Here is a 23,797-nt window from a genome sequence, read left to right on the forward strand (position 1 = left end):
TCACTTCTCGTCGGTGTCGGTGTCGGTGTCGGTGTCGGTGTCGTCGTCGTCGCTGTCTGCGTCGTCGGCGAAGAGCTCCTTGGCGACGCCCATGGCGGCCATCCCGCGGGGCCAGCCCGCGTAGAGCGTCACGTGGGTGATGGCCTCGACGAGCTCGTCCTGGGTGACGCCGTTCTCGACGGCGCGACCGAGGTGGAACCGCAGCTGCTCGGTGTTGCCGCCGGCGGTGAGCACCGCGACGGTGACGAGGCTGCGGTCGCGCGCGGACAGTTCGGGGCGGTTCCAGACGTCGGCGAAGAGGACGTCGTCGGTGAGCTCGGCGAGCTTGGGGGCGAAGTCGCCGAAGAGGGTGCGCCCTCCGCCGACCTGGACGGGCTGATCTGACATGGCTGAGCTCCTGGTGATGGGTGTCGGGGCCGGGACGTCCGGTGCCGGACGCCGACTCCGGGAGGCGGCGGGGTGCCTGCCGGTCCGGGCCGGGTCGCTCTCGACGCTAGGCCGGCGCGGACGGGGCAGGGAGGCCCCGCCAGGGTCACCCTGCCCCGACACGCCCCGCCCCGCCCCGGCGGGAGCCGGGCGCCGACGTCGCACCGCCGACTGGACGTCGCACCGCGCACGTGGGCGGTGCGACGTTCAGTGGGCGGTGCGACGCAGGGCAGCGACGCGGGGCAGCGACGCGAGGGGGGTACTGCTGGTACCGGGGGCGGCGGGACCTGACCGGCACCGCGCCTCCTTGGTTGTCTGGGGGGAGCGGCGCGTCGGCGACCGCGACGCACGAGAGAGAAGAGACCACATGTCGACCTGGTTGATCACCGGCTGCTCCACGGGGTTGGGGCGAGCCTTCGCCGAGGAGGCGCTGGCCCGCGGACACGACGTCGTCGTCACCGCGCGCGACGCCTCGGCCGTGCAGGACATCGCCGACGCCCACCCCGACCACGCCGTGGCCACCGCCCTCGACGTCACCGACCCCGACCAGGTGACCGCGGCCGTCCGCCTCGCCACCGAGCGGTTCGGCGGCGTCGACGTCCTCGTCAACAACGCCGGCTACGGCTACCGCTCCGCCGTCGAGGAGGGCGACGACGCCGACGTGGCGCGCCTGTTCGACACGCACTTCCACGGCAGCGTCCGCACCGTCAAGGCCGTCCTGCCCGGCATGCGCGCCCGCCGCAGCGGCACGATCGTCAACCTGTCGTCGATCGGTGCCCGCCGCACCGGCCCGGGCTCGGGCTACTACGGCGCCGTCAAGGCCGCGATCGAGCAGATGACCATGGCCCTGCGCACCGAGCTCGCCCCGCTCGGCATCACGGCGACGGTCGTCGAGCCGGGCTCGTTCCGCACCGACTTCTCGGGCCGCTCGCTCACGCAGTCCGCCACGCCGATCGCCGACTACGCCGAGACGGCCGGCAAGCGCCGCATCGAGGCCGACACCTCGGACGGCAGGCAGCCGGGCGACCCCGCGGCGGGCGCGCGGCTGCTCGTCGACGCGGTCGAGTCGGGCGAGGCGCCGTACCTGCTGCTGCTCGGCTCGGACGCCGTCGAGATCGTCACGGGCGCACTCGACGACCTCCGCGCCGACGTCGACGCGTGGGCCGACCGCAGCCGCGCCACCGACTTCGACGCCTGAGCCGGACGCCTCACCTGCAGGAGGTGCGGTGTCGGTTCAGACGACCCCGCGCCTCCTGCAGGCCGTCACCTCCGGAGTGCCCGCGACCCCCCGCGGCCACCCCGGCCCGACCGGTGACGCCCCTGCCACGACGACCCGACGGCGCCTCGTCGCCCGGGCTGGCCCACGCCGGTGACGTCGGCTGCCGGCGACGCGGTGACGCGATCGGCTGACGCGTGGCTTCGAGGTCACGCTAGTCCAGTTGGTACTAGTCATCAATGGACGGGACGAAAAAAGGGTGCCCCGCTCTCCGGGGCCCTGGGTGCACCGATCTCGCCGTCGCGCGAGTAGTCCTCGACCCAGGCCCGCTCGCTGCGCAACTGGTCGAGCAGGTGCCGGAACATCGCGACGGACTGCACCGGGAAGCGCGTCGCGTCGTCGTCGCTGGCGTCGAGATAGGCCTGGGCCGTCGCCATGCGCTCGTCGAGGGCCCGGACGCGCGTGGCGAAGATCGTCGCCCGCGTCTCCTCGTCGACCAGGTTCAGCAGCGCGAATCGGACGTAGAACTCCTCGTCGTCGCCGGCGCGGGAGAGTGGGAAGTCGGCGATCCGCCCGATCAGCAGGTCGCGCCCCGCGTCGGTCAGCGAGAACACCTGGCGGTTCGGCCGACCCGTGGTCTCCTCGGTGCGGCGGTCGAGCGCACCCCGGTCGTGCAGGCGCTTGAGCGTCGTGTAGACGGCGTTGTTGTTGACCACGCCGAGGCCCGGGCGCCGCACGTTCCGCTTGATGTCGTACCCGTGCTGCGGCCCGGCGAGCAAGTTGCTCAGGATGAGGATCTCGGTGACCATCCCCACATCATGGTGCGTGTCCGGCCCGTCGACGTCCCGACGACGTGACCGGACGCAGGAGGCGCGGTGCCGGTTCGACCGACACCGCGCCTCCTGCAGGCCCCGACGTCAGTCGGTCGGGGGCGTGTAGAACTGCAGGTCGTTGCCCTCGGTGTCCTTGAAGGGCAGGATGCGGCCCCACGGGTGCTCGCTGATCGTGCCCGTGACGTCGGCGCTGCGCGACTGCAGGTCGGCCAACGCGTCCTCGAGGGTGCCGTCGGGCTGGAATGTGATGACCGCCCCGCCCTCGCTCGAGGCCGCGGCCTCTTCGCGACCGTTCAGGCCGATCATCAGGCCGTTCGCGTCGATCTCGGTCCAGTCGTCGCTCTCGCTCTTCACCGTGAGGCCGAGCGCGTCACGGTAGAACGCCGTCGCCCGCCCCATGTCGGTCACGGGCACCCACACTGTTGCCACTCCGCTTGCCATGTCGACTCCTTCGTCCGGCACCGGACCACCCGGTGCTGCGTCCGGTCCTTGCTACGCCGTCCACCGCGCGAGCCGTGTCGCGAGTCAGGGCACTTTCCCACCCGGAAGCGTGTCTCACGGGTGCCGTCGCCCTGCCGGGCCACCCGCAGGAGGCGCGGTGCCGGTCGGACGCGCACCGCGCCTCCTGCGGGCCGTCGCGTCGGGGGCCCTGCCAGGGCCTCCCACGATCGGCGCGGGGGCGTAGCGTCGAGGACGAGGAGCCCGTCGTCGAGCACCGCGTTCCGACCCGCCCCTCGTCCCCGTACCGAATCCACCCCCAGGAGACCCATGCGCACCGTCAACGCCTACGCGGCACCGTCCGCCACCGAGCCCCTCGTCAAGACGACCATCGAGCGCCGCGACGTCGGCCCGAAGGACGTCATGATCGACATCGCCTACGCCGGCATCTGCCACAGCGACATCCACACCGTCCGCGGCGAGTGGGGCGAGATCCAGTACCCGCAGGTCGTGGGTCACGAGATCGTCGGCACCGTCTCGGAGGTCGGCTCCGAGGTCACCAAGTACGAGGTCGGCGACCGCGTCGGCGTCGGCTGCATGGTCAACTCGTGCGGCGAGTGCGAGTACTGCAAGCGCGGCGACGAGCAGTACTGCGCCAAGGGCAACACCGGCACCTACACGAGCGTCGACCCGGCCGACGGCACGGTCACCCAGGGCGGCTACTCGCAGGCCGTCGTCGTCACCGAGGACTTCGTGCTGCGCGTGCCCGAGTCGCTCGACTACGACAAGGTCGCACCGCTGCTCTGCGCCGGCATCACGCTGTACTCGCCGCTGCACCACTGGGGCGTCACCGAGGGCACCAAGGTCGCCATCGTCGGCATGGGCGGCCTCGGCCACATGGGCGTGAAGATCGCCGCCGCACTCGGTGCCGACGTCACCGTGCTGTCGCAGACCACCTCGAAGAAGGAGGACTCGCTGCGTTTCGGCGCCAAGGCGCACTACGCGACCAGCGACGAGCAGACCTTCACCGACCTGGCCAACTCGTTCGACCTGATCATCAACACCGTCTCGGCGAAGGTCGACATGGGCGCGTACCTCGGCCTGCTCGCCGTCGACGGCACGCTCGTCAACGTCGGCGCCCCGTCCGAGCCGCTCGAGGTGCCCGCGTTCGCGCTGATCCCCGCGCGTCGCAGCTGGGCCGGTTCGGCCATCGGCGGCATCCGCGAGACCCAGGAGATGCTCGACTTCTGCGCCGAGCACGGCATCGTGCCCGAGACCGAGCTGATCGACGCCGACCAGATCAACGAGGCCTACGACCGCGTCCTCAAGTCGGACGTGCGCTACCGCTTCGTGATCGACGCGGCGACCTTCGCCTGATCCGACCCCGTCCCGCCGGACGCCCCCGCACCGTGTGTGCGGGGGCGTTCGTCGTCCCCGGGGGCCGCTCTTGCCGGGTTGCGGTTCGCCGGACCGCATCGCTCGACGCGCCATGCGTGACTTCCTTCGCCGATGAACCCGCTTTCGAACGATGCACCCGGAAGCTTCTGGGTGCATCGTTCGAAACCGGGTGTCTCGAGGCGGGCGTCGGCGGCTCAGCCCTTCCGCTGTGCCCGGTACGCCGTCGGCGAGACCCCGTGGACGGCCTTGAACTGGCGGGCGAAGTAGAAGGGGTCGACGTAGCCGACGCGCTCGGACACGAGGCCGACCGGCGAGTCGGTCGTGTCCAGCAGCTCGCGGGCCCGCGCCATGCGCAACTGGGTCTGGTACCGCAGCGGCGTGACGCCGGTCTCGCGGCGGAAACGGGTGGCGAAGTGCGAGGGGCTCAGCCGGGCCATCGCGGCGAGCTCGTCGACCGAGACGCGCTCGGTGACGTGCTGGCGCAGGTACTCCTGGGCCTGACCGACCGCGGACACCCGTGGTGCCCCGGCCGTCCGCTCGGACGACACGAGCGCCATGAGGTGCCACGCGGCTCCCGAGGCGGCCAGGGCGCTGGCGAAGGTCTGGTCGCGCTCCATGGCCTGGACGACCTCCTCGACCAGGGCCACGATGCGGTAGACGTCCGACAGCTCGCGCACCGGGGCGCCGGCCCGGACCCCGGCGACGCGGAGGAACTCGGCGAGGTCGTGCCCGGCCACGTGCAGCCACCAGAGGGTCCAGGGGGTGGCGTCGTCGGCACCGTAGGCGTGCGCGACGCCCGGAGGCACGATCACGACCTGCCCCGACCGTACGGGGTGCCGCACCCCGGCGACCTCGCACCAGCCCGAGCCCCGGGTGCAGACCAGCACCACGCACTGGTCGACGCCGTCGGGCCGGGTCATGCCGTGCGCCCGGGCCCGGGGGAAGTAGCCCGCGTCGGTGACGACGAGGTGGGACGTGCCCGGCCGCGAGAGGGCGGCCCGCACCCGGGGTCGGGGCATGACGAGCAGGCGTTGACCGGGGAAGCCGTCCTCGAGGAGCATGTGGACGAGTCTGGTCCGCCGCAGTGGTTTCGTCCAGGCAGTCGGCAGGATCGGTCGTTCCGACGGGCTCGGGGCCTCCGTACGCTCGGACCATGCTCACCGCCGAGTCGAAGATGGCTCTTCCCCCCGTGCCCACTGATCAGGCCGCCGCCGGAGTCGCCGTCTGGTCGGAACCCCTCGTCCTCGACACCTACCTGCCGGGCGAGCCCGACCGGTACCCCGCCTTCCTCGACGCCCGCGTCTACCAGGGATCGTCCGGGCGGGTCTTCCCGCTGCCGTTCCACGAGCGCATCTCCGCCGAGAAGCGGCCGCACGAGTGGCAGGCCGTCCACCTCGAGAACCGCTGGCTGCGCCTGGTGATCCTGCCCCAGCTCGGAGGACGGCTGCACGTCGCCTACGACAAGACCGCCGACTACGACGTCTTCTACCGCAACAACGTCATCAAGCCGGCCCTGGTCGGCCTGGCCGGTCCGTGGATCTCGGGCGGCGTCGAGTTCAACTGGCCCCAGCACCACCGCCCCGCGACCTTCCTGCCGACCGACGTGTCGATCGAGCGAGAGGCCGACGGGTCGGTGACGGTGTGGTGCTCCGACCACGACCCCTTCGCCCGGATGAAGGGCATGCACGGCATCCGGCTGCGCCCCGACTCGTCGCTCATCGAGGCCAGGGTGCGCCTCTTCAACCGCAGCGACGAGACGCAGACCTTCCTCTGGTGGGCCAACGTCGCCGCCGCCGTGGGCGACGACTACCAGTCGTTCTTCCCCACCGACGTGCGGCACGTGGCTGACCACGCCAAACGGGCCGTCGTGACCTTCCCCCGGGTCGAGGGCGACTACTACGGCGTCGACTACCCGGCCCGCGTCGACGACGAGCACCCCGACGCCGACCGCCTCGACTGGTACCGCAACATCCCCGTGCCGACCTCGTACATGGTGACCCACACCGACGACGACTTCTTCGGCGGCTACGACCACGGGCGGCGCGCGGGCTTCGTGCACTGGGCCGACCGGGCCATCTCGCCCGGCAAGAAGCAGTGGACCTGGGGTGACGCCCCCTTCGGCCACGCCTGGGACGCGAACCTCACCGACGGCGACGGCCCCTACGTCGAGCTCATGGCCGGCGTCTACACCGACAACCAGCCCGACTTCTCGTTCCTCACCCCGGGCGAGACGAAGACCTTCAGCCAGTACTGGTACCCGATCACCGAGATCGGCCCCGCCCACCAGGCGACCCGTGACGGGGCCCTGCGCGTCGAGCAGCTCGACGACCCCGCCGGGGCCGGGAGCGCCCTGCGCATCGGTCTCGCCGTCACGGCCGTCCACCCGCGGGCCGAGATCGTCGTCCGCACGGTCGACGGCACCGTCCTCGACTCGGTCACGGTCGACGTCGAACCCGGCCTGCCGTCGGTGCTCGACCGGTCCCTGCCGGCGGACGTCCTCCTCTCCGACGTCGTCGTGGAGGCGCGCTCCGCCGGACGCACGCTCGTCACGGTGCTCGGCTCCACGGTCCGGGCGAGCCTCGACGCGGTGGCCGCGGCCGGCACCCCGGAGGCCGACACCCCCGTGGACGGCACCCCCGAGGCCGCCCCCGAGACGGCCGCCCCCGAGGCCGCCGTCGCCCCGCCCGCCCCCGCCGACGTCGAGACCGTCGAGGAGCTCTTCCTCATCGGCCAGTACCTGCGGCAGTACCGTCACGCGACCCGCTCGCCCGAGCCCTACTGGCGCGAGGCGCTCCGCCGCGACCGGGGCGACGTCCGCAGCAACGTCGCCCTGGCGACCCTCCTCCACGCCGCGGCCCGCTACGACGAAGCCCTCGCGCTCCTCCGTGTCGCGGTCGGCCGTCAGTCGGCGTGGGCGCCGAACCCGGCCGACGGCGAGGCCCTCTACCGTCTCGGCCTCACGCTCGTGCGCCTCGGGCGCACCGACGAGGCGAAGGAGGCGCTGGAGAAGTCCGCCTGGAACGCCGCCTGGGTGGCTCCCGCGTCGCTGGCCCTGGCCCGGCTCGCCGGTCCGGCCGACCCCGTCCGGGCCGAGGCCCTCTTGCGCACGGCCCTGTCGCACGGCACCGACAACCTGCAGGTGCGCGACCTGCTCGCGCTGACCCTGCGCGGCCTCGGCCGGCACGACGAGGCGGACAGGCTGCTCGCCGAGACCCTCGAGCTCGACCCGCTCGACCAGTGGGCGCGACACCTCGCGGGCCGACGCCTCACGGACGACGCCCCGACGCTGCTCGACGTCGCGCTCGAGTACGGCTCGTCCGGGCACGTCGACGAGGCGCTCCGCGTCCTCGACCTCGCCCAGGGGGCCGTCGCGTCCACCGCGCTCGGGCAGGTGGCGGTCGGTCCGCTGCTCGCCTACCACCGCGCCTCCTCGTTGGCGAGGACCGGCCGCGTGGACGAGGCGCGTCGGGCACTCGCCGCGGTCCACGCCCTCGACGCGACCAACTGCCTGCCCTCGCGCCTCGACGACGTCGCGGCCCTGCTCGACGCCGTCGCCCTCGAGCCGGCCGACGGCCTCGCCTGGTCGCTGTTGGGCAGCTGGTGTTACGACCGGGGCCGCGGGCAGGACGCCGTCGACGCCTGGCGACGGGCCGCCGCGACCGACCTGGACGACGCGCAGGCCGCCGTCGTGCAGCGGAACCTCGGCGTGGCCGCCTACAACGTGCTGGCCGACCCCGACCTCGCGGCTCGTCACTACGACGACGCGCTGCGCGTCCGTCCCGACGACTCCCGGCTGCTCTTCGAGTCCGACGAGCTGGCCGGGCGGCTGGGGGCGTCCGCCGACGACCGGCTGGCCGAGCTCGAGTCACGGATCGACCTCGTCGCCGAGCGGGACGACCTCTGCGTGGTGCGCGCCCGACTGCTCACCGAGGTGGGACGCCCGGACGACGCGCTCGCCGTGCTCACCTCGCGCAGCTTCCAGCCCTGGGAGGGTGGCGAGGGCCAGGTGCTCGGCGCCTGGGACGACGCCTGCCTCGCCGTGTCCCGTCGGGCGCTGGCCGAGGGCGACGCCGAGCGGGCGCGATCCGCCGTCGAGGCCGCCCTCACCCCACCCGCCACCCTCGGCGAGGCGCGGCACCCGCTCGCCACCACGGCCGAGCTGCACCTGGCCCTCGGCGACGCGCTCGCCGCGGCGGGAGACGCCGACGCCGCCCGGGCCGCCTGGGCCGAGGCCTCCCGGTCGACCGGCGACTTCGCGGGCATGGCCACGCAGGCCTTCACCGAGCGCAGCGCGGCCACCGTCCGTGCCCTCTCCCGTCTGGGCGAGGTCGAGCGGGCGGCCGACCTGCTGGGGGACTTCGACTCGTACGTGGACGAGCTCTCGCGCACACCGGGCGAGGTCGACTACTTCGCCACCTCGCTACCGTCGATGCTGCTCTTCCACGACGACCCGCAGGACGTGCGCGACGCCGAGGTGGCGACCCTGCGCCGCGTCGTCGCCGCCCTCTCGGCCGAGCTCGGGGTCACGACCGACCCGACCCGCGCCTCCTCCGACCCGACCGCACCCGTGGTCACGCCCGGCGACGACGCCGTGCGCCCCTAGAAAGGAACCCCGACCCATGTCACCCATCACCAGGACCCGACGGCGCGTCCTCGCCGTGGCCGCCGCGCTCGCCGCGTCGGTCGCGCTCGCGGGCTGCTCCATCCCCAGCGCCGACGGAGGCGACGGCGGCACCGAGCGCATCGGCGCCCTGTACCTCGACTCCCAGGGCTTCTACGGCGGCGTCAAGAAGGGCGTCCAGGACGCCGCGGACGCCGACTCGAAGAACGTCGACTTCCTCGAGTCCACCTCGGCGGGCGACGTGTCGAAGGAGAGCTCGTTCATGAACACGCTCACCTCGTCCGCCGTCAGCGCCATCATCCTGTCCGCGGTCTCGACCGACGGCAGCGTCCCCGCGGTCCGGCAGGCCAGCGAGGCCGGCATCCCGGTCATCTGCTACAACACCTGCGTCAGCGACGACGCCGTCGACCAGTACGTCACGGCGTGGGTGCTCGGCGACCCGCTCAAGTTCGGCGGCGACCTCGGGAAGCAGGCCGCGACCTACTTCACCGAGGCCGGCATCACGGCGCCCAAGATGGGCGTCATCAACTGCGAGCAGTACGAGGTCTGCCAGCAGCGCTACAAGGGCTTCTCCGAGGCGCTGACCGCGGCCCTGCCCGGCACCGTGTTCGTCGCCAACCAGGAGGGCGCCGAGGTCGACACCGCCGTCTCGACCGCCGAGCAGATGCTCAGCGCGAACCCCGACCTCGACGGTCTCTACGGTGAGGCGGGCGGCGCGACCGTCGGCGCCTACAAGGCCGTGCAGACCCGAGGGCTCGTCGGTCAGGTCGCCGTCTTCGGTTCGGACATGACGAGCGACATCGCCGCCGAGCTCGCCGACGGTTCGGTGCTCAAGGCCGTCGTCGACATCAGCGGCATCGAGGCGGGCAAGCTCGCCTTCGCCGCGGCCCAGGACGCCATCGACGGCAAGACGCCCGCCGAGAAGGTCGTGGCCGCACCGATCGACCTGTACCTGCCGGCCGACGCCGCCGGGTGGACCGAGACCCACCCCGACGGCCTCCCCTGATCGGCGCCGGGGGCCCCGGCACGACGCCGGGCCCCCGCCGCCCCTCACCCCGTCCCCTCGATCCCAGGAGGATCCCCTTGTCAGAGTCGACAGCTCCCATCCCGGACGCGCCGCTCGATCCCGCCCGTGACCGCGGCGCCCCCATCGCCGAGGCCCGCGGCGTCAGCCAGGTCTACCCCGGCGTCACCGCGCTCGACGGAGTCGACTTCGCCGTGCACGCCGGCGAGGTGCGGGCGCTGCTCGGCCAGAACGGTGCCGGCAAGTCCACGCTGATCCGGCTGCTGAGCGGGGTCGAGACCCCCACGACCGGCGAGGTCCTGCTCGGTGGCGTGCCGCTCGGCGCCGGCGGCGTGACCGCGGCCGCCGCAGCCGGCGTCGCCACGTGCTACCAAGAGCTCAGCCTCGTGCCCGGCGTGACCGTGGCCGAGAACCTGGCCATGGGCCGATGGCCGCGCGGTCGTTTCGGCATCGACACCCGGGCCATGGTCGAGCGGGCCCGTGCCACCTTCGAGCGCCTCGGCGCCGACATCGACGTGCACGCCGAGGTCGCCGGGCTGACCCTCGCGCAACAGCAGATCGTCGAGATCGGACGGGCGTTGCAGGACGACCCGCGCCTCCTGATCCTCGACGAGCCCACCAGCGCGCTCGCCGCCGCCGAGGTCGACCTCGTGCTCGACACGGTCAAGCGTCTCGCGGCGCAGGGCGTCGCCGTGCTCTACGTCAGCCACCGCATGGACGAGATCCGGCAGATCGCCGACACGGCCACGGTGATGCGCAACGGGAAGGTCGTCGAGACGGTGTCGATCGCCGGCAGCGACACCGCCCACATCATCGAGCTGATGATCGGTGCCGACCCCGAGGAGCGCGGCGTCGTCACACGCCCCGTCACGAGCGGCGAGGTGTTGCTCGCCGTCACCGACCTCGAGGTCGCCCCGAAGCTCTCGGGCGTCACCTTCGAGGGTCGGGCCGGCGAGGTGCTCGGCATCGCCGGCCTGCTGGGCTCGGGACGCACCGAGCTGCTCCAGGCGATCGCGGGCTTCCGTCCGGCGACCGGGGGCACGATCGCGATCGCGGGCTCCGTCGTCGACCGGCCCAGCGCCTCCCGCATGCTCTCGCTCGGGGTCGGCATGACGCCCGAGGACCGCAAGGGCCGCGGCGTGATCCCCGGCCTCGGCATCGACGAGAACATCGTCATGAGCGACTTCGGCCGGGTGACCCGGGGAGGCGCGCTGTCGTCGGGTGCGATCGCGACGGCCACGAAGGCGCTCGCCGAGCGTCTGAACATCAAGGCACACGACCTGGGCCGGCCGATCGGCACGCTCAGCGGCGGCAACCAGCAGAAGGCGGTCATCGCGCGGTGGCTGCACGCCGACAGTCGCGTGCTCCTGCTCGACGAGCCGACGCGAGGCGTCGACGTCGAGGCGAAGGCGCAGATCTACGAGATCATGCGCGCCGTCGCCGACACCGGCAAGCTCGTCGTCTTCGTCTCGAGCGAGGTCGAAGAGCTGCCCCTCGCCTGCGACCGCGTGCTCGTGCTGCGCGACGGCGGCCTCCGCGAGGAGTTCCGCGCCCCCGACATCTCCCTGCCCGTGCTGCTCCAGGCCTCCATGGTCTCGAGCTGAAGAAGGACGACCCGATGACCACCACACTCGACCCCACGACCACCCCGACCGGCGGACCAGGAGGCGCGCCTCGCGACTCCGCGCTCGGTCGCGTCCGTGACGCCTTCCGTCGCAACACCACGCTCGTCAACATCGTCGGCCTGCTGGTCGCGATCGTGCTGCTGTACCTCTACCTGATGTTCAACGCGGTCGGCTTCTTCACCGTGGCGAACCAGAGCGGCCTGCTGCGCGACGCCGCGCTGATCGGCATCGCCGCCACCGGCATGACCCTGGTGATCATCGCCGGCGAGATCGACGTGAGCACCGGCCCCGCCGTCGCGCTCTCGTCGGTGATCGTCGCCGTCGCCATGACCCAGTGGGGGCTTCCCGCCCTGCTGGCGATCCTCATCACGCTCGTGGTCGGAGCCGGCTGGGGTGCCCTCGCCGGCGTGCTGCGCGCGAGGTTCCTCGTGCCGTCGTTCATCGCCACCCTCGGTCTCTGGAGCGTGCTGCGGGGCCTCGGCCAGTTCGGCACCGACGCCCTGCCCGTGCCGCTGCCGCTCGACGACCCGGTCATGCCGTTCCTCACCGGCACGGTGTTCGGCGTCCCGACGCCCGCCGTCGTGATGATCCTGGCCTTCCTCGTCTTCGCCTTCGTCGCCCGCAAGACCGCGTTCGGCCGCTCGGTCTTCGCGATCGGCGGCAACGCGGCGGCCGCCCGGCTGGCCGGCATCAAGGTCGCCCGGGTGCGGATCGTGCTGTTCGCGATCATGGGCATGCTCGGCGCGCTCAGCGGCGTGCTGCTCGCGGCCCGTCTCGGCTCGGGCAACGCCGGCGCCGCCAACGGCCTCGAGTTCGACGTCATCGCCGCGGTCGTCATCGGCGGCACCGCGATGTCGGGCGGCCGGGGCAGCCTGATCGGCACCTTCCTCGGCGTGATCTTCATCACCCTCATCGGCAACGGGCTCGTGCTGCTCGGCGTCGACTCCTTCCTGCAGAGCGTCGTCCGCGGTGTCATCATCGTGCTCGCCGTGCTGCTCAACGTCACCCTGTCCCGCAAGCGCGGGTCGATCGAAGAGAGCTAGACCATGACCACCACCGCACCCTCCGCCACCGCGTCCTCCGCCGGGGACGCGACCCGCGCCTCCTCGTCCCCCTCCGGCACCATGCAGGGCGTGTTCCTGCCCGGCGACGGCACCGCCGAGCTGCGGACGCACGACGTGCCGACGCCCGGCCCCGGGCAGGTGCTCGTGCAGGTCGGCGCGAGCGGCATCTGCGGCAGCGACATCGGCTTCATCTACCACGGCTACAAGACCCACAAGGGTCTCGACGGCGCCCCCGCCTACCAGGGCGTCGTCGCCGGCCACGAGCCGAGCGGCCGCATCGTCTCGACGGGCCCCGGGGTCACGCGCTTCGGCGTCGGCGACGACGTCATCGTCTACCACATCCAGGGCTGCGGACGCTGCCGCAACTGCCGCTCGGGCTACTTCATCAGCTGCACCGACCAGCCGAACAAGGCGTCGTACGGCTGGCAGCGCGACGGCGGCCACGCCGAGTACGTGCTGGTCGACGAGTCGACCTGCGTGCCCCTGCCCGACGGGCTGTCGTTCGTCGACGGCGCCCTGATCGCCTGCGGATTCGGCACCGCCTACGAGGGCCTGCGCCGCACCGGCGTGCACGGCGGGGAGGACCTGCTCGTCGTCGGCCTCGGGCCGGTCGGCCTCGCCGCGGCCATGCTCGGCCGCATGCTCGGCGCCCGCCGGGTGATCGGCGTCGAGCGGTCGCCCGAGCGCATCGAGTTCGTCCGGGCGACCGGCCTGGTCGACGACGTCGTCCTCGCCGACGGCGACGCGGTCGCGAACGTGCTGGCCCTGACCGACGGCGTCGGCTGCCAGGTCACGGTCGACTGCTCGGGCAGCACGCCCGGCCGTCTGACCGCGGTCGAGGCCGCGGCCGAGTGGGGTCGCGTCGGCCTGCTCGGCGAGGGCGGGCGCCTCGAGACCGAGGTCTCGGACACCCTGCTGCACAAGCAGCTCACCCTCACGGCGTCGTGGGTCACCTCGGTGCAGGGCATGGAGGACGTCGCGCGCATGATCGCCGCGGACGGCCTCAGCCCCGAGATCGTCGTCTCGCACCGGCTCCCGTTGACCGACGCCGACGAGGCCTACCGCATCGCCGCGGCCGGGGCGACCGGCAAGGTCGTGCTGATCCCGGCGGGTGCGCCCGTGCGCGAGGAGGTCGGCTCGCGCGAACCGGCTCCGCGCGCGTGACGTCCCGTCCGGTCGTCGTCGAGGCGGGCACGCCCGAGCTGCCGCTGCTGCGGGTGACGACGCCCGACCTCGAGCTCGTCTTCGCACCCACCCGGGGCGGTCGCTTGCTGTCGCTGGTCGCCCACGGCCGCGAGCGGCTCTGGCGCGACCCGGCGCTGATCGACGCCGACCTCGCACCGGTCGTCCCCGTGGCCGAGTGGCCGGCGGGCGACGGCGACATGTCGACCTGGGCCAACGTCGGCGGCTCGAAGACCTGGCCGGCGCCGCAGGGCTGGTCGGGACCCGACGAGTGGGCCGGCCCGCCCGACCCCGTGCTCGACTCGGGGCCGTGGGCGGTCGGGTGGCACCTCGACGACGGAGCCGTGACCGTGGTGCTGACCAGCGCCGACGACGTCCGCTCGGGCCTCCGAGTCGAACGCCGCTTCACGGTGCCCGCCGTCGGTGCCGCGTTCCGCCAGACGGCGACCTTCACCAACGTCTCGGACGTCCCGCGCACCTGGTCGATCTGGGAGGTCTGCCAGGTCGACACCCGAGGAGGCGCGGGTCGCCCCCTCGAGGACGCCGCGGTCGTCGTCGCCCACGCCGCGCCTCCCCTCGAACTCGACCTCGGCGGCTGGGAGGGCGACGTCCCGTCGTCACGCCACGGGGACGACGTGCTGCTGCCGGTCGGGACCGGCGTGGCCAAGCGCGGCTACCCCGAGGCGTCGGGCTCCGCGGCCTACCGCGACCCCGACGGCACCACACTCACGCTCGCCACCGAACCCGCGGCCGGGGGCACGTGGCCCGACGGCGGGTCGAAGGTCGAGATCTGGCTGCAGCGCCCCACGGCGTCGCCGATCGGCGAGCTCGGCGACCTGCACCCCTCGGCGCACCTCGTCGAGCTCGAGGTGCTGGGGCCGCTCGTCACCCTCGCGCCGGGCCAGGCGACGAGCCTCGACGTCGCGTGGTCGGTGCGGCAAGGCTGAGCCGCCCCGCTGCCGCCTCCGCCCCGCTGCCGCCTCCGCTCCGGTCCGCTCCGCGCGAGCCGCCCTCGCACCCGGTTCCGAACCATGAACCCCGAAGCTTCCGGGTTCATCGTTCGAAACGGGGTTCATCGCGACACGAGTTCACCCACCGGACACCCACCGCCCCTACGCTCGCCACGACAGCGCCTAGGGTTCCGGGGTCCCACGATCCGACTGGTCCGAGCGGCGCCACGGTCGGGCGCCATCGCCGGGCCGTCATCTGAACGGACAAAAGCCTGGAGGACCCGTTCGGCGCGCCCCGCGCCGAGCCGATGGGTCCTCGCATGTCCACCACCGCCCTCCTGCTCGTCCTCGCCGCCGCCGTCTGCCACGCCGGCTGGAACGTCGTCGCCCACGGCGTGAGCCGCCTCGGCACGCCCTTCCTCTGGTGGGGTGCCGTCGCCAGCACCGTGCTCTGGCTGCCGGTCGTCCCGTTCTCGGGCGGCCTCGGTGCGAGCGTCGGCGGGCTCGCGGTCGGGGCAGGCGTCTCGGCCGTGCTGCACGTCGTCTACATGACGGTGCTGCAGCGCGGCTACGCGGTCGGCATTCTGTCGACCGTCTACGCGACGGCTCGCGGCAGCGGCCCCGCGGTCAGCGCCGGCCTCGCCGTCCTGCTGCTCGGCGAGCAGCTCTCGGTGACGGCCGTCGTCGGCATCGCCGTGGTGGTCGCGGGGGTCGTGGCGACCGGACTGATCGACCGGCGGCCGACGGGCTCTCCGGCACCGCGCCTCCTGCACGGGCCGTCGACCGCGTCGACGCCGTCCGCCCCGGGCCGCCGGCGCCGCCTCGACCCCGGCATCGCCTGGGGCCTGCTCACCGGCCTCGCCATCGCGAGCTACACGATCTGGGACGCCCACGCCCTGCGCACCTGGGACCTCTCGCCCGTGTCGTTCATGGTCGGCGTGACCCTCGTCGAGGTCGTCTTCTACAGCGCGTCGCTCGGTCGGCGTCGGGGCGAGCTCGTCGCCGTCGCGCGCGCCCACTGGCCGCGCGTGCTGGCCTTCGGGGTGCTGTCGCCGCTGTCGTACATCCTCGTGCTGACGGCGATCCGGACGGCTCCGGTCGCCCTCGTCGCCCCGGCGCGCGAGACGAGCGTCGTGATGGTCGCCGTCTTCGGTGCCCTCGTGTTGCGCGAGGGGTCGCTCGTCAAGCGCCTGGCGGCCTCGGTGGTCGTGCTCGGCGGCATCGCCCTGCTCGCCCTCTGACGGGCCTCGCCCGGGCCGCCGCCCACCCATGAACCCGGGTTCGAACCACGAACCCAGAAGCTTCCGGGTGCATCGTTCGAAACCGGGTTCACGGACGCATGAGCCCAGGAGGCGCGGGTCGGCCTACAGGAACCCGGTCACCGCGACGGCGACCGCCGCCAGCAGCGCCACCGCGGCCAGCACCTTCGACGACCCCATGACGAGTCGGCGCCTCGGCCCACCGTCGTACGGCTCGTCGTCGGCGTCACGCAGTTCGGGCGGGAGCTCGGCCTCACGGCGACGGCGCTCCTGCTCGAGGCGGGCGGCGCGTTCGGCACGCTCGACCCGGGCGACGCGCTCGGCCTCGTGCCGGCGGGCCAGTTCGGCCTCGCGGTCACGGGCGACGAGCAGCTCGAGTTCACGGTGCGCCTCGTCCGACCAGGCTTCGAGGTCGTCGTCCGAGGCGTCGGGGGTGCCCGGAGCACCGGGGGTGCCCGGAGCGCCGGACGCGCCCGGAGCATCGGGGACGCGGGGCGCGTCGGGCGGAAGGGCCGGGTCGTCGGGGGTGCCGTCGTCGTGTCGCATGCGGAGGCCTTCGTCGCGGGAGCAGGGCGGGGTGGTCGTCCGAGGGTAGACCGCCGCACCTGGACCCGTCATGGCCGCGACGGCACTCCGTCTCGGCCCGGCGGCCACCCCCTCCGTCTCGGCCCGGCGGCCACCCCGCCCGGGTTAGGCAGACAAGAGGTGAACTCTCGTTGAACGAGGCCGAAGGTAGGTTCCTATGTCGGTCGAGCGCGTGCCACCATCGTCACGTCCTGCTCCCACCCGAAAGGCCGTCATGACCCTCCGCCGTCCCCGCGCCGCGACCGCCCTCGTCGGCGCCGCCCTGCTCGCCGTCACGCTGTCCGCCTGCTCGACCCCCGCCTCCTCGGCCACCGGCTCGTCCGACGCGGCCGGTGGCTACGCGGTCGACGACAGCACGCTCGTCTTCGGCGTCGTGCCCGACTCGGTCGACACCGAGACGAACTACCAGCCGCTGATGGACTACATCGCGAAGGAGACCGGCAAGACGGTCGAGTACCACGAGTCGACCGACTACGCGGCCCTGATCGAGGCGAGCATCGCCGGCCAGATCGACGTCGCGTCGTTCTCGGGCTTCACCTACGTCACGGCCACGAACAACGGTGCCGAGCTGACCCCGATCTCGTCGATCACCACGGCCGAGGGCCAGGAGCCCGGCTACTACTCGCAGGCCATCGTGCCGAAGGGCAGCGACATCGAGTCGATCGCCGACATGAAGGGCAAGAAGATCTGCTTCGTCGACCCGTCGTCGACCTCGGGCTACCTGTTCCCGAGCTACGCGCTGCTCGAGGCCGGCATCGACCCCGAGAAGGACATCACCCCGGTCTTCGCCGGCAAGCACGACGTCAGCGTGCAGAAGGTCGGCGAGGGCACCGAGTGCGACGCCGGCTTCGCCGAGGACAGCGAGGTCGCCAAGAGCGACGCCGTCGAGGTCATCGACCAGCAGATGGTGCCCGGGGCGCCGATCGTGGAGTCGAACTCGCTGCCCAGCGACGTCAAGGCCCAGCTGAAGGACATCCTCTCGAACGTCACCGCCGACGACATCGTCGCCGCGGGCATCGAGGGTGCCGACAGCGAGGGCTTCCGTGCCGTGTTCTTCCAGACCACCCCGGTCGACGACGCGTACTACGACCAGATCCGCGACATCTGCGAGAAGACGAACGCGTCGCAGTGCAAGGCCTGACCCGCACGACCTAGCACCTCTCACACCCCAGGAAGTCGCCGAGACCCTCGCGCGCGCATGAGTGTCTCGGCGACTTCCCGGGGTCCGAGCACGACGAACCGGAGACGAACATGAACCCGCACACCGCCCCCGCCGAGACCGTCGTCCGGCTCGAGGGCATCACCAAGCGCTTCGGTGAGACCCTCGCGCTCGACGACGCCTCGATCAGCGTCCGACGCGGCGAGGTCGTCGTGCTGCTGGGCCTCTCGGGCTCGGGCAAGTCCACCCTGTTGCGCCACGTCGACGGCCTCGAACGGCCGACCGACGGCCGCGTCACGGTGCTCGGTCGCGAGGTCACCGAGCTCACCGGGCGGGCGCTGCGGCGGCTGCGCAGCGAGGTGGGGTTCATCTTCCAGCAGTTCGAACTCGTGCCGTCGCTGACCGTGCTCGAGAACGTGCTGACCGGCTCGCTCGCCACCGTGCGCGGGCCCCGCCTCGGGCTCTGGTCGTACGGCCGGGCCGCGAAGGCCGAGGCGCTCGCCCGGCTCGAGCGCGTCGGCCTGCTCGACCGGGCCTACCAGCGCGCCGACACCCTCTCGGGTGGCCAGCAGCAGCGCGTCGCCATCGCCCGCGCCCTGATGCAGCGTCCCCAGGTGCTGCTCGCCGACGAGCCGGTCGCCTCGCTCGACCCCGAGTCGAGCGACCAGGTGATGGCGCTGATCCGCGAGATCGCCGCCGACGAGGGACTCACCGTGATCTGCAGCCTGCACCAGGTCGACCTCGCCCTGTCGTGGGCCGACCGCATCGTCGGCCTGCGCCACGGCCGGGTCGTGCTCGACACCGAGACCGAGGGCCTGTCGAAGGCCCAGGTGATGGAGATCTACGGCCGCGTCGCGACGAGCACCGACCAGATGGCAGCCATCGAGCTCGAGCTCGCCGGGGACGCCGTCCGATGACCGCCGTCACCGAGCGCCCGCGCACGACCGGGGCGGCCCCCGCTCCCGTCACCGCGCCTCCTCGTCGCCGGGTCTCGCCCGAGCGCGTCGCGGCGGGCCTCACCCTCGTCGCCCTGCTGGTCGCGAGCCTCGTGGCCCTGCGCAGCGTCGACATCGACCCGGCGCGGATGTTGCAGAGCTGGGCCAACGCCGAGCGGTTCTTCGGTCGCGTCGGGGCGATCGAGTTCCCCCCGCTCGGCGAGCTGCTGCAGCTCACCGCGCTCACCCTCGGCCTCGTGATCTGCGGCACCCTGCTCGCCGCCGTCCTGTCGGTGCCGGTCGCCGTGCTCGCGGCCTCGAACACGACCCCCGGCCCCGCGTGGCGCGCGGCCGCCCGCTTCGTCACGGTGCTCGCCCGGGCCGTGCCCGACGTCGTGCTCGCCATGGTGTTCGTGCTGCTCTTCTCGCTGGGCACCCTGCCCGGCATCCTCGCCATCGGCCTGCACTCGGTCGGCATGATCTCGAAGCTCTTCGCCGACGCGATCGAGCAGATCGACGAGGGTCCGCGCACGGCGATCCGCGCCGCCGGGGGCAGCCGACTGCAGCAGTTCACCGCCGGCGTGCTGCCCCAGGTGCTGCCGTCGTGGGTGGCGACCGTGCTGCACCGCAACGACATCAACCTCCGCGGCAGCGTGATCCTCGGCTACGTCGGTGTCGTCGGCCTCGGCATGGAGATGTCGTTCGCCTTCAAGTCGCTCGACTACGGACTCGGCCTCGGCTACGCCCTCGTCATCTTCGTGCTCTGCGTCGTGATGGAGATCGTCTCGAGCAGCGTCCGCGCCGCCATGCTCGGCATCGCGCCGACCGGCCGCGGTCTCGGCGACCGCGTCGTCCGACGGGCCACCAGGAGGCGCGGTGCCGGTCGCCCGGCCCCGTCGCGTCCCGCGATCACCACCGTCGAGTCCGCGCTCCGCCGCCCGTGGGACCGCGCCCGTCGGCGCGACGTCTCGTGGGGGTGGCTCGCGGTCGCCGTGGTCGTCGCGAGCATCGCCGTCTGCGACATCGCCTGGTCCGACCTCGTCACCGTCTGGGCGAAGGTGCCCGCCGTCGCGACCCAGTTCTGGCCGCCGTCGTTCGGCAGCTACGAGGCCTCGACGATGGTCGCCGCCATGGGCGAGACGATCGCCATCGCGCTGGCCGCGACCGTGCTGACCCTCGTCGCCTCGATCGTGGTCGGGTCGCTCGCGGCCCGCAACGTCGCCCCGAGCCGAGGGGTGCGCAGCGGCATGCGCCTGCTGCTCGTCGGCATCCGCGGGGTGCCCGAGGTGATCCTCGCCATCGTGCTGATCGTCGTCACCGGGCTCGGCACGCAGGCCGGCACCCTCGCCCTGGCGCTCGGCGGCGTCGGGCTGCTCGGCAAGCTGCTCGCCGACTCGTTCGAGGAGGTCTCGCCCGGCCCCGAGCGCGCCCTCTCGGCCACCGGCGCGAGTCGCGTGCAGGTGTACGCCGGAGCGACCCTGCCGCAGGGCACCCGCGCCCTGATCGGCCACACCTTCTACATGCTCGACACCAACCTGCGGGCCGCGACGCTGCTCGGCATCGTCGGTGCCGGGGGAGTCGGCTACTACCTGCTGAACGCCAGCCAGGGCTCGAACTACGGGACGGTCACGGCGATCGTGCTGATGATCCTCGTCACGGTCCTGGCCGTCGAGGGGCTCGCCATCTGGATGCGGAGGGTCTTCCGATGACCGCGACACACCACACGGCCCCCGGCGCGGCCCGTCACGCCGCGGCCCCGACCCCGGCCGCGGGGCACGCGGCGGCACCGCACGACGTGGTCGTCGTCGGCTCGGGCATCGTCGGCCTCGGTGCCGCCCTCGCCGCCGTCGACCGGGGGCTCTCGGTGCTGGTCGTCGACCGCTCGGCGGTGATCGGCGGCTCGACGGTGCGCAACTTCGGCCACCTCTGCCTCACCCCGCAGAGCGGCGAGGCCCGCCGGCACGCCCTCGCCGCCCGCGAGCTCTGGCTGCGGCTGGCCCGCGACGCCGGCTTCTGGCTGTCCCGGCGCGGCACGCTGGTCGCCGCCCGACACGTCGACGAGCTCGACCTGCTCGACGAGCTGGCCCTCGCCCGCACCGACCGCGTGCTGGGAGACCGGCCCGAGATCGAGCGGCTCGACGCGGCCGAGCTGTCGCCACTGGCCCCGGTCGCTCCCGGTGCGGTCGTCGGCGGCGCCCTGCTCCCGTACGACCTGCAGGTCGACCCGAGGGACGCGGCCGACGCGATCCGCCGGCACCTCGAGACGCGAGGGGTGCGCTTCCTGACCCGCACCTCCGTGGGGTCGGTCTCGTCGGGACGCGTCGAGACGAGCCGCGGCCCGATCGACGCCGGGACGGTCGTCGTCGCGACCAACCACGACCTCGACCAGCTGCTGCCCGACCTCGCCGACCGGCACGCCCTCGAGCGGTGCGGCCTCGACATGCTGCGGGTGCGGGCCGACCTCGTCCGACCGCTCGTCGCCCCGCTGCTGACCGGCTGGTCGCTGATCCGCTACAGCGCCTTCGCCGGCACGGGCGCGGCCGAGGCGGTGCGGTCCCGACTGCACGCCGAGCGCCCGGACCTCGCCGCGATGGACCTCAACCAGATGTACACGCAGCTGCCCGACGGGTCGGTGATCGTCGGCGACAGCCACCGGAAGGGCGCCGCGATCGCGCCGTTCCAGGACGAGCGGATCGCCGACGCCTTCCTCGACGAGTTCCGCGTGCTGTTCGGCGCCGAGCCGGTCGTCACCGAGCGGTGGCAGGGCGTCTACGCCTCGGGCCGCGACGAGTTCGTCGTCGACGAGGTCACGCCCGGCGTGCTCGTCACGGTCGTCTCGACCGGCATCGGCATGACCACCGGGCTCGGGCTCACCGAGCACGTCGTCGGGGCGCACCTCGACGGCGGGCGCGACCGGGCGCTCGACCCCGCCGCACCCACCTCGACCGTCACCTCGACCGTCTCTTCGCCCCTCACCTCGCCCCTCACCTCGCCCCTCACCTCGCCACTCACAGAGAGCCTCACCGCATGAGCACCACGACCGCCACCACCCCGTCCGGCACCCCCGCCCCCGAGGCCGTGACCCCGATCGGGCTCGTCGTGCTCGACATGGCCGGCACGACCGTCGTCGACGACGGCGTGGTCGAGCAGGCCTTCGCCCGCGTCGCCGACCGGGTCGACCTCGGCCCGACGCTGAGCCGCGACGAGGCCCCGCAGTACGTCCGCGACACCATGGGCCGCTCGAAGATCGAGGTCTTCCGGCACCTCACCGGCGGCGACGAGGTGCTCGCGCAGCGGGCGAACGACGAGTTCGAGGTGGCCTACGGCGAGCTCGTCGACGAGTCGGGAGTCGAGCCGATCGAGGGCGCGGGCGACGTGATCGACGCCCTCCGCGCCTCCGGGGTGTCGGTCGTCCTCACCACGGGCTTCTCGCCCGTCACGCGCGACCGCCTGCTCGACGCCCTCGGCTGGACGGTCGACGCCGCCCTCTCTCCCGTCGACGCCGGCCGTGGACGCCCGGCGCCGGACCTCGTGCTGACCGCGCTGTTGCGCACCCGTGCGTCGTCGGTCGCCGCCGTCGCGGTCGTCGGCGACACCGTCAGCGACGTCCTCTCGGGGCGCTCCGCCGGGGCCGGCCTCGTCGTCGGCGTCACGACCGGTGCCCACACCCGCGAGCAGCTGCTCGCCGCGGGCGCCGACGTCGTGCTCGACAGCGTCCGCGACCTCGTCGGGCTGCCGGCCTTCGCCGGGGTCGCGGCCGCCGGCGCGTCGACGACCGCGGTCGCGTGACCACCGCCCTGCCGCGGACGGCAGTGCCGCCGCGGACGACGGACCAGGAGGCGCGGGTCGCCTCCCCGACGCCCGTCGCCTCCCCGGCCGCGCTGCCCCTCGACCCGGCCCCGACCGCCATGGTGTGGCTCGAGCCCGATCGTCCGCACGAGGCCGTCGCGGTGCCCTCGGTCGTGCTCGCGCCCGGCGACGCCCTCGTCGAGGTCGAGCTGGCGACGATCTGCGGCTCGGACGGGCACACCACCCGGGGCGACCGGGCCGCGCCCGCGCCGCTCGTGCTCGGCCACGAACAGGTCGGCCGCGTGGTCGCCCTCGGGCCGGGGGCGGTGGCCGTGGACGGGACGCCGCTCGCCGTCGGGCAGCGCGTCGTCTGGTCGTTGACCGTGTCGTGCGGTGACTGCGCGACCTGCCGACGCGACCTGCCGCAGAAGTGCGGGTCGGTGCGGAAGTACGGTCACGAGCGGCTCGTCACGGGCTGGGAACTGAGCGGCGGCTTCGCCACGCACGTGCACGTGCGGTCGGGCACGGCGATCGTCCCGGTCGAGGCCGACCTGCCCGCCGAGCTGTGGGCCCCGGTGTCGTGCGGCACGGCGACGGCCGTCGCGGCCCTCGACGCCGCCTCGGCCATCGTGCCCCTCGACGGCGCCGTGGTGCTCGTCACGGGAGCCGGGCTGATCGGCCTCACGGCGACCACGCTGGCCACCGACGCCGGGGCCCGGGTCGTCGTCGTCGACCCCGATCCCGCCCGCCGTCGACTCGCCGTCCGCTTCGGCGCGGTCGCGACGGCCGACCCGTCGGCTGCCCCCGACGCGGACGACGGCCTCACCACCGCGCTCTCCGTCGCGGGCGGTGCCCCGCTCGTCGCCGTGGAGGCCTCGGGGTCGCCGCACGCGGTGGCCTCGGCGCTCGCCGAGCTCGGCGTCGGCGGCGTGGCCGTGCTGGTCGGCAGCGTCTTCCCCGCCCCGGCGGTACCGTTCGACGCCGAGAGCGTCGTCCGACGACTCGTGACCGTCCGCGGCGTGCACAACTACGCCCCGCGGCACCTCGTCGACGCCGTCCGCTTCGTCGAGGAGCGGCACGCGGCCTGGCCGCTCGACGGGCTCGTGGGCGAGACGGTGGCCCTGCGTGACCTCGACGCCGGGATCGCGGCGGCTGCCGCGGGCGGGTCGGTGCGGGTGGGCGTCCGACCCGAGTGACCGGGCGCGGTGGCGGCCTGCGGGGGGCGCGCCGCGCCTCCTGCGTCCTGCGTCCTGCGTCCTCGGACGCGGACGCGGGAGGGGTGCGGGTCGGCGT

20 protein-coding genes are annotated in these 23,797 nt (G+C 73.4%); 15 read left to right on the forward strand and 5 right to left on the reverse strand.

Features of this window, described 5'->3' with window-relative positions; genetic code table 11:
• Nucleotides 1-387, reverse strand: a complete 387-nt coding sequence (locus tag SZ60_RS06205; RefSeq protein WP_043594631.1) for a carboxymuconolactone decarboxylase family protein — start codon at nucleotides 385-387, stop codon at nucleotides 1-3.
• 406 nt (nucleotides 388-793) lie between these two features.
• Between SZ60_RS06205 and SZ60_RS06210 the strand changes: the two genes are divergently transcribed.
• Nucleotides 794-1,624, forward strand: coding sequence for an oxidoreductase (locus SZ60_RS06210; protein WP_043594633.1), 831 nt, complete (start codon nucleotides 794-796; stop codon nucleotides 1,622-1,624).
• A gap of 254 nt (nucleotides 1,625-1,878) precedes the next feature.
• Here SZ60_RS06210 and SZ60_RS16380 read toward each other — a convergent pair whose 3' ends face one another.
• Complete coding sequence (locus tag SZ60_RS16380) at nucleotides 1,879-2,451, reverse strand: PadR family transcriptional regulator (protein WP_052505201.1); 573 nt, start codon at nucleotides 2,449-2,451, stop codon at nucleotides 1,879-1,881.
• Between the two features lie 108 nt (nucleotides 2,452-2,559).
• Nucleotides 2,560-2,916, reverse strand: coding sequence for a VOC family protein (locus SZ60_RS06220; RefSeq protein ID WP_043594635.1), 357 nt, complete (start codon nucleotides 2,914-2,916; stop codon nucleotides 2,560-2,562).
• Nucleotides 2,917-3,243: 327 nt separating this feature from the next.
• Between SZ60_RS06220 and SZ60_RS06225 the strand changes: the two genes are divergently transcribed.
• Nucleotides 3,244-4,290: an NAD(P)-dependent alcohol dehydrogenase gene (locus SZ60_RS06225; protein WP_043594637.1), complete on the forward strand. Its 1,047-nt coding sequence runs from the start codon at nucleotides 3,244-3,246 to the stop codon at nucleotides 4,288-4,290.
• Nucleotides 4,291-4,505: 215 nt separating this feature from the next.
• On the opposite strand, the gene SZ60_RS06230 is transcribed toward SZ60_RS06225, so the two are convergent.
• Nucleotides 4,506-5,372 carry an AraC family transcriptional regulator gene (locus SZ60_RS06230; protein ID WP_043594638.1) on the reverse strand — a complete coding sequence of 289 codons (867 nt, stop codon included), beginning with the start codon at nucleotides 5,370-5,372 and terminating at the stop codon, nucleotides 4,506-4,508.
• A 92-nt stretch (nucleotides 5,373-5,464) separates the two neighbouring features.
• On the opposite strand from SZ60_RS06230, the gene SZ60_RS06235 reads away from it, so the two are divergent.
• The 7 genes from SZ60_RS06235 (at nucleotide 5,465) to SZ60_RS06265 (ending at nucleotide 16,018) form a co-directional block, all read left to right on the forward strand.
• Nucleotides 5,465-8,914, forward strand: coding sequence for a DUF5107 domain-containing protein (locus tag SZ60_RS06235; RefSeq protein ID WP_052505202.1), 3,450 nt, complete (start codon nucleotides 5,465-5,467; stop codon nucleotides 8,912-8,914).
• 16 nt (nucleotides 8,915-8,930) lie between these two features.
• Complete coding sequence (locus SZ60_RS06240) at nucleotides 8,931-9,938, forward strand: substrate-binding domain-containing protein (protein WP_052505203.1); 1,008 nt, start codon at nucleotides 8,931-8,933, stop codon at nucleotides 9,936-9,938.
• 77 nt (nucleotides 9,939-10,015) lie between these two features.
• Nucleotides 10,016-11,560, forward strand: coding sequence for a sugar ABC transporter ATP-binding protein (locus SZ60_RS06245; protein ID WP_197073515.1), 1,545 nt, complete (start codon nucleotides 10,016-10,018; stop codon nucleotides 11,558-11,560).
• A gap of 14 nt (nucleotides 11,561-11,574) precedes the next feature.
• Nucleotides 11,575-12,624, forward strand: a complete 1,050-nt coding sequence (locus tag SZ60_RS06250; RefSeq protein WP_043594640.1) for an ABC transporter permease — start codon at nucleotides 11,575-11,577, stop codon at nucleotides 12,622-12,624.
• Between the two features lie 3 nt (nucleotides 12,625-12,627).
• Complete coding sequence (locus tag SZ60_RS06255; protein ID WP_043594642.1) at nucleotides 12,628-13,809, forward strand: zinc-binding dehydrogenase; 1,182 nt, start codon at nucleotides 12,628-12,630, stop codon at nucleotides 13,807-13,809.
• A complete protein-coding gene (locus SZ60_RS06260; RefSeq protein ID WP_052505204.1) occupies nucleotides 13,806-14,774 on the forward strand; it encodes a hypothetical protein in 969 nt (322 codons plus the stop codon). The genes SZ60_RS06255 and SZ60_RS06260 overlap by 4 nt, the downstream gene beginning before the upstream one ends.
• A gap of 323 nt (nucleotides 14,775-15,097) precedes the next feature.
• Nucleotides 15,098-16,018 (forward strand): EamA family transporter, encoded by a 921-nt coding sequence (locus SZ60_RS06265; RefSeq protein WP_043594702.1) that lies wholly within the window; start codon nucleotides 15,098-15,100, stop codon nucleotides 16,016-16,018.
• A gap of 123 nt (nucleotides 16,019-16,141) precedes the next feature.
• Here the strand turns inward: SZ60_RS06265 and SZ60_RS06270 are convergent, their stop codons facing one another.
• Nucleotides 16,142-16,582, reverse strand: coding sequence for a hypothetical protein (locus SZ60_RS06270; RefSeq protein ID WP_043594644.1), 441 nt, complete (start codon nucleotides 16,580-16,582; stop codon nucleotides 16,142-16,144).
• Between the two features lie 253 nt (nucleotides 16,583-16,835).
• Here SZ60_RS06270 and SZ60_RS06275 point away from each other — a divergent pair, with 253 nt between their 5' ends.
• From SZ60_RS06275 to SZ60_RS06300, 6 genes are all read left to right on the forward strand, one after another.
• Nucleotides 16,836-17,762, forward strand: a complete 927-nt coding sequence (locus SZ60_RS06275) for a phosphate/phosphite/phosphonate ABC transporter substrate-binding protein (RefSeq protein ID WP_043594645.1) — start codon at nucleotides 16,836-16,838, stop codon at nucleotides 17,760-17,762.
• Between the two features lie 110 nt (nucleotides 17,763-17,872).
• On the forward strand, nucleotides 17,873-18,697 hold the full coding sequence (phnC, locus tag SZ60_RS06280; protein ID WP_043594646.1) for a phosphonate ABC transporter ATP-binding protein: 825 nt from the start codon (nucleotides 17,873-17,875) through the stop codon (nucleotides 18,695-18,697).
• Nucleotides 18,694-20,424 carry a phosphonate ABC transporter, permease protein PhnE gene (gene phnE, locus SZ60_RS06285; protein WP_043594647.1) on the forward strand — a complete coding sequence of 577 codons (1,731 nt, stop codon included), beginning with the start codon at nucleotides 18,694-18,696 and terminating at the stop codon, nucleotides 20,422-20,424. Before phnC ends, phnE begins: the two co-directional genes overlap by 4 nt.
• Entirely contained in the window at nucleotides 20,421-21,746 is a 1,326-nt protein-coding gene (locus SZ60_RS06290; RefSeq protein WP_082059917.1) for a TIGR03364 family FAD-dependent oxidoreductase, read from the forward strand. The genes phnE and SZ60_RS06290 overlap by 4 nt, the downstream gene beginning before the upstream one ends.
• Complete coding sequence (locus SZ60_RS06295) at nucleotides 21,743-22,504, forward strand: HAD family hydrolase (RefSeq protein WP_043594649.1); 762 nt, start codon at nucleotides 21,743-21,745, stop codon at nucleotides 22,502-22,504. The genes SZ60_RS06290 and SZ60_RS06295 overlap by 4 nt, the downstream gene beginning before the upstream one ends.
• Nucleotides 22,501-23,700, forward strand: coding sequence for an alcohol dehydrogenase catalytic domain-containing protein (locus tag SZ60_RS06300; protein ID WP_231567063.1), 1,200 nt, complete (start codon nucleotides 22,501-22,503; stop codon nucleotides 23,698-23,700). The genes SZ60_RS06295 and SZ60_RS06300 overlap by 4 nt, the downstream gene beginning before the upstream one ends.
• Nucleotides 23,701-23,797: the final 97 nt, after the last annotated feature.

The sequence above is a fragment of the Frigoribacterium sp. MEB024 genome, assembly GCF_000878135.1.
In the GTDB taxonomy this organism is placed as follows: domain Bacteria; phylum Actinomycetota; class Actinomycetes; order Actinomycetales; family Microbacteriaceae; genus Frigoribacterium.

Bases quoted from the DNA above. Each gene is read 5' to 3' on its own strand.
- phnE (WP_043594647.1), top strand. From the start codon at position 18,694: ATGACCGCCGTCACCGAGCGCCCGCGCACGACCGGGGCGGCCCCCGCT.
- SZ60_RS06210 (WP_043594633.1), top strand. From the start codon at position 794: ATGTCGACCTGGTTGATCACCGGCTGCTCCACGGGGTTGGGGCGAGCC.
- phnC (WP_043594646.1), top strand. From the start codon at position 17,873: ATGAACCCGCACACCGCCCCCGCCGAGACCGTCGTCCGGCTCGAGGGC.
- SZ60_RS06270 (WP_043594644.1), bottom strand. From the start codon at position 16,582: ATGCGACACGACGACGGCACCCCCGACGACCCGGCCCTTCCGCCCGAC.
- SZ60_RS06250 (WP_043594640.1), top strand. From the start codon at position 11,575: ATGACCACCACACTCGACCCCACGACCACCCCGACCGGCGGACCAGGA.
- SZ60_RS06220 (WP_043594635.1), bottom strand. From the start codon at position 2,916: ATGGCAAGCGGAGTGGCAACAGTGTGGGTGCCCGTGACCGACATGGGG.
- SZ60_RS06255 (WP_043594642.1), top strand. From the start codon at position 12,628: ATGACCACCACCGCACCCTCCGCCACCGCGTCCTCCGCCGGGGACGCG.
- SZ60_RS06240 (WP_052505203.1), top strand. From the start codon at position 8,931: ATGTCACCCATCACCAGGACCCGACGGCGCGTCCTCGCCGTGGCCGCC.
- SZ60_RS06275 (WP_043594645.1), top strand. From the start codon at position 16,836: ATGACCCTCCGCCGTCCCCGCGCCGCGACCGCCCTCGTCGGCGCCGCC.
- SZ60_RS06205 (WP_043594631.1), bottom strand. From the start codon at position 387: ATGTCAGATCAGCCCGTCCAGGTCGGCGGAGGGCGCACCCTCTTCGGC.
- SZ60_RS06230 (WP_043594638.1), bottom strand. From the start codon at position 5,372: ATGCTCCTCGAGGACGGCTTCCCCGGTCAACGCCTGCTCGTCATGCCC.
- SZ60_RS06235 (WP_052505202.1), top strand. From the start codon at position 5,465: ATGCTCACCGCCGAGTCGAAGATGGCTCTTCCCCCCGTGCCCACTGAT.
- SZ60_RS06290 (WP_082059917.1), top strand. From the start codon at position 20,421: ATGACCGCGACACACCACACGGCCCCCGGCGCGGCCCGTCACGCCGCG.
- SZ60_RS06295 (WP_043594649.1), top strand. From the start codon at position 21,743: ATGAGCACCACGACCGCCACCACCCCGTCCGGCACCCCCGCCCCCGAG.
- SZ60_RS06225 (WP_043594637.1), top strand. From the start codon at position 3,244: ATGCGCACCGTCAACGCCTACGCGGCACCGTCCGCCACCGAGCCCCTC.
- SZ60_RS16380 (WP_052505201.1), bottom strand. From the start codon at position 2,451: ATGGTCACCGAGATCCTCATCCTGAGCAACTTGCTCGCCGGGCCGCAG.
- SZ60_RS06265 (WP_043594702.1), top strand. From the start codon at position 15,098: ATGTCCACCACCGCCCTCCTGCTCGTCCTCGCCGCCGCCGTCTGCCAC.